We start from the raw sequence: 8,518 nt of genomic DNA on the forward strand, positions 1-8,518 counted from the left end.
TTTCAAAGCCATACCTGTGTAAGCAGGAGGACACCGACTGATGTTACGGCGGCTACACAAAAGGGTAGCAAGTGTTCATCGCCGAGTAGACCGGCGTGAAGCTGCTCTCGAAGCCAGCAACAGCACTCTAAACCGAGTGAATCGGGTTGTAAAGCCCCCCACATCCTATCACTTGTCTCAGCACTGTTCTGTGGGTCAACGCACGGGCGTACTTCGACATCACCCTTTCCTCATTCCCGCTTAACACATCCTCATTGACCTCATCGAATAGCCATCATTGTTATTCATCTTCATTGATGACTTGTGTCAGTTAAAGATCGTTTGATAAATTACCAGATAATTCTTATCATGTGACGTATGAAGTTATCTGATAACTGTATAATGTCAACAAAAACAATTGTATATCTGCGAACGTCGACCGGGTGGCAGGAGTTCGGGATTGCGGCTCAGTTAGATCAATGCCGTGCCTTTGTGACCACGATTGATGCAGTATTTAGTGATGAAGGAATTAGTGGAACTGTATCCCTTCATAAACGTCCCGGGCTATTAGCAGCACTTGATTCATTGCAGAACGGAGATGTGTTGCTGGTTGCCCGAAGGGATCGTCTGTGTCGGGGTGATCCCGTCTTGATTGCGATGATTGAACGGCTAGTTGAGAAGCGCGGAGCAAGGATCATCAGCGTTGCGGGTGAAGGCACTGAAGGGGATGACCCGACCAACCGATTGATGAGGCGGATTGTGGATGCCTTTGCTGAGTATGAAATTCTTTTAGTCAAAGCCCGTACCACAGCGGCATTGCAAGCAAAGAAATCACGAGGAGAACGTACTGGAACTGTTCCTTATGGATACAAGTTGAATCCAATGAATCCTAAAGAATTGGTAATTGATGAGATTGAACAAAAGATTATTACATTGATTAAAACACTTCGGGAAACCGGACAATCATTACAGAAGATTGCGGATGTATTGACTGCTCAAGGATACAAGCCCAGAGGCAAGAATTGGCATCGTCAGACCATTAAGAACATTCTCAATTTCACCCATTCTGAGCGATTCAAACATGACCAATAGACAACAAACCAATAATAACCGTATTCAACAGCAACGTTTGCGTGATCGGCGGAAAGAAGAGGGTTGGAAGCGTGTCACTGTCTGGGTGTCGCCGGAAGTCGCAACTTGTCTGCAAGCCATTGATCCTAATCTAGGAACAGCAATTTATGAGGTGATCAATAAATTATCTGATAACTGTCAACAAGAATTGCCTGTTCATCACGATCAATTGCCTGATATTGACGACAATAAGTTATCTGATAATTTAATTGAGCCTGTTGTTATCACAGATAATCCTGTTGATTCTGTTAATGATTTTGATCTGAGTGCGTCTAAGCAACAGGTTAAGAAGAATGGTGGGAAGTATAGCGATACCATCAAACTGATGGCATGGAAGCTGCGCTGCGAGGGTTTAACACGGGCACAGATTGCCGATGCTATTCAATTAGAAGTTGGTGAACCTTTACCAAGGTCGTTTATGAGTCACATCAATCGACTTATCAATTCAGGTCAACAATTAGCGGAGGGTGATTGTGAAAGGTGAATGGTTGTGATGCTATTACACAGTGAGCAGAGCAGAGCGGCGATTGATACCACTTTAGTGGGTTGGTTCAAGATGTGCGGACAATAGGCTGGAAATCCTGTACAGTGAGTAACATCGCCTTTTTTTCGATCTACCAGCGGTGTCAAGACCCGAGAGATTGTAGACCTGTTTTTTGAAGCGTTCGGTTCTTTCTGCTGCCAGTTTTTCAATGCTGATCGGTGAAACTGTTGTGGTCAACCCTAACAGGGCACCCAGAGCTGTTAGGCTCTTGTAAACGGCAGCCATGAAATGAGGTAAAGGTAGTGCCCTAATCAGCAGGATTATGATTGCAAAATCGATCTACTTTTTTTGATCAATAGTGGCGTATTATAGTAGTGTATAAAGTACCAAATTACTCTGATCGAGAAATGCTTTGCCGAACGTACAATTCAATCGCTCAATATGATTTGTTTGTCCACTTTCTTTGCCAACAGCTCAATGGCGTTTCGATGGAAATATCATTCCATAAGCTGCCCAAAAATCGGTATAACTTACTGCGCATTGGCGATAAACAGGAGGCAAAGCGTTCCATAATCCACGGGCAGATTTTTCACTTCTATCTCCAATGTACGCGCCAACAATTTCACGCGTGTTGCTGTCAATCACTAACTAACCCCATTGTTTATTCTTGGGTTTATGCACGAATGACCACATTTCATCACACTCAATTCCAACTCAAGTGCGTAGCAGCGCTTTGATTTTATCCTATTGATATTGGCACTATCCAAATAGAACGACTCGGGTGAAAATTTACGATGAATTGCAAAAAACATTTTTTTGTGCTGCTCGGTCTTTTGCTTGGCGTTAATTTTAATGCTTTTGCTTGGGATTATACCGTCGGTGAAGAGGACTGGGGCGAAGCGTGTTACGCTTCGGAAAAGAACCAGAGTGGAGTTGAGCTCACTATTCTAACCCAAAGAGATAACTTCGGTCCAATTATGGAAATTGATCCGTATGAGGATCGACACGGGTATACATTTCCAATCAGTATATTCGTTGACTCCGCACTCATATCGACACTAGATGCGACTCGCGGAGAATACTTTGCTGGCATGGTTGCTGATATTTCGACGAGGGAACTTAATGCTTTAGCAAGTGGCAGTTTTTTGCGTATCGAAATTGCACGCCAAGAAACTGTTGAATTTAGCTTGAAGGGATCAGCTAAAGCGATTCAGTCGTTAATGGCTTGCAGTCAAAAAAGGCGTAAGTGAAAGAAATGGGGACAGACCACGTTAAATATCGCCTAACACAGTGCTCCAGCCGAAGCAGAGCTTGGCGTTAGGTCGTTTTTGAAACCAAGGAGTTGCTATGAAGAGATTTTTATTACTCTTCCTTTTATTTGGATTTCTTCCATTTTCAGCAAATGCGGGGGTCAAATGTAGTGATGTTAAATACGGAAATGAAAACTATCATGAAAAAATGGAAGAATTGGCTAAGCTAGCCAGATTGCCTGATGATTACTACAACAGGTATCACGAGGACGTTGTAAGCGATTTGTGCAAAGGCAACGTAAAAGGAGTTAAAAGTTCAATTGACAACGGATTTGTAAAGAAATCTGAAGTTGAAGCTATCAAAGAAGCCCTCGGTATAGACAACCGCCCTAATACAGGAAAAAGCTACGGTTACTCAAGGCAGAAATTTCAAGACATGGGTTTGTGTAGCGCTTGTGCCGACAATGTGGCACAACACTATACGAAAAAACCAAGCTCGAAATGTGGAAAACTTGCAAAACAAGCATTGGAAGGAAATCCCAACGCAATTGAAGAGTTGCAATCTTTTCCAAGATATTGCACATGGAAATATTAAGCATCAACCACATCAGCCAAACATTGCGCTCGAGCCGACCCGTTTCCGCTACGCTCCAGCGGTCGGCTTAGCTTCAGGAAATGTTCCAAATGAACAAGCGTCTCATAACTTTCATTGCGCTGACACTTTCGACTTCGGGTCTATCTGCAGCTCAGTCATGGGGATCATGCGCGGAAAATGTGAACAGCTTCATGTGGTCACGCGGTGAATGCGGAGCATCTAATTGCATGAATGAGTTCGGCAGCTTGCAGCAAAACATCGTGAAACATTGTGGTTACCCGAAGCATACAAAAAGCGAAATCGCAGAAATTCTCAAAAACGCCAAGGAGTCTTGTCGCATTCAAGACAACCGAGCAGCAATGACCTCATATCTTGAAAGTAGATTGGCGTTTTTTCCGCCGACTCATCCAATTCACAAAAAGGTCTTGGATCAATGTTTTAGAAATAAATAGTAGGGTCGGTCAGTTCGCCATTTCCGGGTTGTTCTCATAAAACGGGTTCTGGCGCAGTGTTGCACCCAAGTTTAATACCCAATACTAGGGCGTGTCATCAATTCCCAGATTGACTAATTTTTGCCTATCAAGATCAAACACTTGAGGAAAGCCGCTATGTCCAGCGCGACGACCAATGGGGGCGCGTCAAAGATATGGTGTCACAGCGGGTGAGCACATGACCTCAATGTGCGTCCTGTTCAATTGATGACACACCCCTACACCCATTGAGTTTGAGAAATGTACTTAGCCGGGTGCACGGTTAGGTTTGACAAAAACAGGGACGGGCATTGACAATAGCTTGTCAATGCAGGTTAGGGAGGATAAAATTATTTCCCCACCAGTTGCATTACTGGTGAAATTTCAAAAGACACGAGAGCATTGGATTAGTCAATGATTGAGTTAATTTTTAAGCTCATTAAAGCGAGTGCTTATGCACTTATAATTTTTGTTGCAATTGTTGGAGTTGGAGTAGCCATAGATGGTAGTAGCATTTGGCCTTTATTTGCTATACTTACGGCAAGTGTTGTTTTTATCAAAGTCGTTAGCACTAGGGAAGATACTAAAATTGTAGATCCTGCGACAACGAAATCAGTCCAGCCTGAGGTTGAGTCTGAACAAAGCGTTACCACGAGAGATACAGTAACAGTTCAGCCTAAAGAAGTGCAACAAACGATCGTCAAAGACAGAAAAACAATCGTTTGCAGCAACTGTGGTGCCAACGTTGTTCTTGAAGAAGGCAAAGGAGTCTGTCCCTACTGCGATACCATTTATTAGTCGCTAAGCGCATCCTGAGCGACAACACGTTATCGCAAAAATTGTTTGAGTTGAGCGAATCTGTTGTCCTAGCTGTTCTCCGAAGAAGAATCTCTTTGTTCCGAGCGCAAGCTGGAAGAAGAGCCTGGATACCTTAAAAGTTGGTGGTTTTCGCCAATTGATCCATAAGGAGTTGTCTATGGCCTTGCTGAATGTTATCAAGTTTGAAGGAAACGGCAATGTGCTGGTGTGGAAGTACCCAAACAGCGAACTTCAACTTGGCTGCCAATTAATCGTCAACGAATCGCAAGAGGCGATCTTTTTTCGAAGCGGTCGCGCTCTTGACCTATTCAAGGCGGGACGTTACACGATAAAAAGTTCCAACATCCCCCTGCTGGCCGAATTGGTAAACCTTCCTTTTAATAAAAGCCCATTTGCCGCTGAGGTCTGGTTTATTAATAAGCAACATGTGCTGGATGTTCTCTGGGGAACAAAAAGTCCGATACAGATTGAAGACCCCAAGTATCGAATTTTGATACCAGTACGTGCCAATGGGCAGTTTGGATTGCAGATTCAGGATAGCCGTAAATTCCTGATAAAGATGGTCGGTACACTACACGAGTTTAGCAGGGAAGATCTGGTGCGCCACTTTAGGGGTGTAATCCTAACGAAAGTCAAAAGCCTCATATCAAAATATCTCGCTCATGAGCAAATATCGGTCGTCACGGTTAATGTTTACCTTGATGAACTTTCCAAAAAAGCGCAAGAGGAAATCACAAACACTTTTGATGAGTATGGAATTTGCTTTAAAAATTTTTACATCAACTCCATTTCTATTCCTGAAGAAGATCCAAGCGTCATACAACTTAAAGCTGCTTTGGCTAAACGCGCTGAAATGGAGGCGCTAGGGTACACCTATCAGCAGGAGCGCGGTTACGGGGTAATGGAAAAGGCCGCTGGAAACGAAGGCAATAGCGTAGGTTCTTCAATGATGGGAGCGGGAATGGGAATGGGAATGGGAATGGGTGTTGGCAATCTGTTTGGCGGAATGATGGCGAATATGGGGCAGGGAATGCAGCAACCCCAGTCTCCCACAGAGCACTGCCCAAACCGCGGAAGAGATCAGTTTGAGAGGCAGAGTTCAGATGCTAATAGTGAAGCTATTACGATCATCTGCGACAAGTGCGGCTCTATGATTCCAAAGGGAGCTAAGTTCTGCCCAAATTGTGGGGATCCATATCACGCCTGCCCGTTTTGTGGAGCGGATAATGCCTTGGAGTCTAGCGTCTGCTCACAGTGTGGTAAACCATTACCTGTTCAATGCCAAAACTGTAATTCCACTATTCCAGCAGGTGTAAAATTCTGTCCTGAATGTGGGATGAAGTTTGCCAACGGTCCCCCACCATGCCCCTATTGTGGGGCAGAAAACATTGGAAACGGAAAGTTTTGCCCTGAATGCGGAAAACTTCGGGGAGGTGAGCAATGACAAAAAACACCAACCTATTGGCTTCCTGGCTGGTACTGTTTAATTTCCTGCTGCTGATTCTTGTGGGATTTGGAGTGTACGAGTTTGTGCCTGATTCCATGCGGGATGAGCGGTTTTCACTCACTTTGGCTCTGATTTGCTTTGCGATCTTTCTCTCTCTGGCGATCGCTATTCTAATGATGATAATAAAGAGCAAAGCTCCGTTTCCCGCCTATTTTGCGTTGGATACGGGAATATTCATCTACACTGTCGGAATTGGATTGGTTGCGTTTCTGTTCTGGCTGGTGGGAGACCTCTCCTATGCAAAGTATGCTTTGTTGCAGTTTGGCTGGTTTGTTGCCGGTTTTTTTATGATAGGCGGAATCTCCATCCTTTCCTTTTTTTCCGGGAACTTGGAAAACCAAGACATAGCTTCAAAAGAGGCGCTTATCCGCCTGGAAGTGGCGCTCAATGAAATCGCTAATATCTCATCATCCTGTCCCGACGCGTCCAAGGAAGCACTGCGTTTAGCTGAAGCTGTACATTTTAGCGATCCAGTGCTACCAGAAAGCTCTTTAAGTATTCACTCTAGGCTTGAGGAAATTGCCACTTCGTTGATAAAGGCAAGCTCGGAGGGACAGGGTTCAAAAGAGGTGATAATTGGTGAACTCGCAAAAATTCAGACGCTATTGAAGCAGCGTGAAGAGGCCGTAAGGCTGTTTAAACTATAGCCTAGGGCGTGTCATCAATTATAGTTGTCTGCAAAACTAGCTATAGATAGCAAAGGGGTAAACTACTCCATCCAACCTCTAGCATAACTTAAGGAATCTCTAAATTCATTCCAAGAATCGGAAATGATTGATTTTAAATTCTCATAAGAAGCGATGAAGTTAACAGAGACATCACGCTTGATAGATTTCCATATTTGTTCTATTGGATTAAGGTCTGGCGAATAAGGCGAAAGAAATAACAGTGTTATACCTCCAAGAATGTCTTCATCAGGAACTTGATGTATTATAACGATTATTACAATCAACAAACTTGAATCAAATCAAACGAATGGATGACTTGAAGCCATCAGTGCCAAGAGACGAACCCAACGAGCCAGACACTGATACAATCCCAGTGCAGACCCGGTTGGCACCACAGCTCGACATCATCGCACTGTATCCGGCTTGCTTTGATCTGGCTCGTCCGCGTCCACTGAAGTTGAGGATTCACCAGGACTTGATCGAGGCTGGTCACAAACGGTCTGACATCAAGCATGTGTTGGGTCGTTATTGCGGACGCATCCGCTATCTTCAATCAATACAGCAGGGAGCAGTACGGGTTGACCTACAGGGACAACCTGCTGGTGAGGTGACTGAAGCTGAGTGTGACAGTCCGCGTGCGAGGCTGGCATTGATTTCTGCGCAACGTTTAGCTATACCACTCAAGCCCAAACCGGTTAAGATAAAGAAGATTGAGAAGGTAAAGAAGCCCAAGGCAGTACAGGAACCGAAACCCGTTCCACCACTTGACGCACCCTTGACCCCGGAGAGTATAGTGAGCGGTCGCCTTGAATTAACAGTGAAGTTTACTGAACTGCCTCAACCGGTTATCGTTAAGTCAGGGATGAAGATTGGTGTTCAGACTGACACTGCGTTGGTGGTGACAACTTTGAAGCCGAAGGTCTGGAAGAAGCTGGAAAAGGCACAAGTTGACTGGACACAATGGGTTGCTGCAATGACTGGCAAGCTGGGTACACAAGTTGGCAGTGATGCGGGAACGATTGTGATGTTGGAAGAAGCGTCGTTACAGGTGTTTGAAAAGAAGGTGAAGGCAACTGTGCCTGATCAATGAAATAACAATTTCTGTTATATTAAAAATAACACTACAGAGGATTAAGAAATGATGTTAGATAAAAAATCATATTCAACACGTGAAAAAGCCGATTCAGTAATGAACCGGCTTTTTTTATAACATACTAAATTCTTTTAACCGGCTAAACCAAACGACCCTAAGCAAGTTACTGGTTTTGCCTTCACTGTACGCAATCAACGCCGCGCTAACACTGTAAACAGCAATAGCAAAAACACACAGAAAACCGGCGTCAACCAAGGCTCAAGTTTACACGAACTGCACTAAGTGACAAGAGCCTCAGTGATTGCGTCAAGGAAGCCCACATGGCACTTGGCATAGCACACATACTGAAAACCAACGATTTCCTCAACACTGAATGCGTTCCTGAAGCGCAGGAGGAGTCGTTCCCGTCACAGCTGCTCACAGCACAAGAGCACTTCGATTTGCTGCACCCGCGCCCAGCGTATGGTGTTACTGCGTTCTGGGCACAGAAAAAACAGGAGAACGGTAAAGGTGGCTGGAAAA

The 8,518-nt window shown here is 44.5% G+C and carries 10 protein-coding genes and 2 pseudogenes; 10 read left to right on the forward strand and 2 right to left on the reverse strand.

Translation table 11 applies throughout. The annotated features are described in order from the left end of the window. The first annotated feature begins 381 nt into the window (after window positions 1–381). The gene (locus CKO12_RS13585; RefSeq protein WP_200155265.1) at window positions 382–1,071 is read left to right on the forward strand and encodes a recombinase family protein; all 690 of its coding nucleotides are present in this window, start codon (window positions 382–384) and stop codon (window positions 1,069–1,071) included. Further along, on the forward strand, window positions 1,061–1,594 hold the full coding sequence (locus CKO12_RS13590) for a hypothetical protein (protein WP_200155266.1): 534 nt from the start codon (window positions 1,061–1,063) through the stop codon (window positions 1,592–1,594). The genes CKO12_RS13585 and CKO12_RS13590 overlap by 11 nt, the downstream gene beginning before the upstream one ends. Window positions 1,595–1,914: 320 nt before the next feature. Here the strand turns inward: CKO12_RS13590 and CKO12_RS15435 are convergent. Then, window positions 1,915–2,302, reverse strand: a pseudogene (locus tag CKO12_RS15435) (IS1 family transposase); the annotation flags it as partial. 86 nt (window positions 2,303–2,388) lie between these two features. Here CKO12_RS15435 and CKO12_RS13595 point away from each other — a divergent pair. From CKO12_RS13595 to CKO12_RS13620, 6 genes are all read left to right on the forward strand, one after another. Next, window positions 2,389–2,844: a hypothetical protein gene (locus CKO12_RS13595; protein WP_200155267.1), complete on the forward strand. Its 456-nt coding sequence runs from the start codon at window positions 2,389–2,391 to the stop codon at window positions 2,842–2,844. Window positions 2,845–2,941: 97 nt separating this feature from the next. Beyond that, on the forward strand, window positions 2,942–3,439 hold the full coding sequence (locus CKO12_RS13600; RefSeq protein WP_200155268.1) for a hypothetical protein: 498 nt from the start codon (window positions 2,942–2,944) through the stop codon (window positions 3,437–3,439). An 89-nt stretch (window positions 3,440–3,528) separates the two neighbouring features. Continuing rightward, window positions 3,529–3,891, forward strand: a complete 363-nt coding sequence (locus CKO12_RS13605) for a hypothetical protein (RefSeq protein ID WP_200155269.1) — start codon at window positions 3,529–3,531, stop codon at window positions 3,889–3,891. Window positions 3,892–4,323: 432 nt separating this feature from the next. Next, window positions 4,324–4,707, forward strand: a complete 384-nt coding sequence (locus CKO12_RS13610; protein WP_200155270.1) for a hypothetical protein — start codon at window positions 4,324–4,326, stop codon at window positions 4,705–4,707. A gap of 178 nt (window positions 4,708–4,885) precedes the next feature. Beyond that, window positions 4,886–6,172 carry an SPFH domain-containing protein gene (locus CKO12_RS13615; RefSeq protein WP_200155271.1) on the forward strand — a complete coding sequence of 429 codons (1,287 nt, stop codon included), beginning with the start codon at window positions 4,886–4,888 and terminating at the stop codon, window positions 6,170–6,172. Then, window positions 6,169–6,882, forward strand: coding sequence for a hypothetical protein (locus CKO12_RS13620; RefSeq protein WP_200155272.1), 714 nt, complete (start codon window positions 6,169–6,171; stop codon window positions 6,880–6,882). The genes CKO12_RS13615 and CKO12_RS13620 overlap by 4 nt, the downstream gene beginning before the upstream one ends. A 172-nt stretch (window positions 6,883–7,054) precedes the next feature. On the opposite strand, the pseudogene CKO12_RS15440 reads toward CKO12_RS13620, so the two are convergent. Further along, window positions 7,055–7,130: pseudogene (locus CKO12_RS15440) on the reverse strand (transposase); the annotation flags it as partial. An 80-nt stretch (window positions 7,131–7,210) separates the two neighbouring features. Between CKO12_RS15440 and CKO12_RS13630 the strand changes: the two are divergent. Then, entirely contained in the window at window positions 7,211–7,993 is a 783-nt protein-coding gene (locus CKO12_RS13630) for a ProQ/FINO family protein (protein ID WP_200155274.1), read from the forward strand. Between the two features lie 323 nt (window positions 7,994–8,316). Beyond that, a partial coding sequence (locus tag CKO12_RS13635) for a hypothetical protein (RefSeq protein ID WP_200155234.1) occupies window positions 8,317–8,518 on the forward strand: 202 nt, incomplete at its 3' end.

Origin of the sequence: Chromatium okenii (assembly GCF_016583745.1) — a bacterium.
GTDB lineage: Bacteria > Pseudomonadota > Gammaproteobacteria > Chromatiales > Chromatiaceae > Chromatium > Chromatium okenii.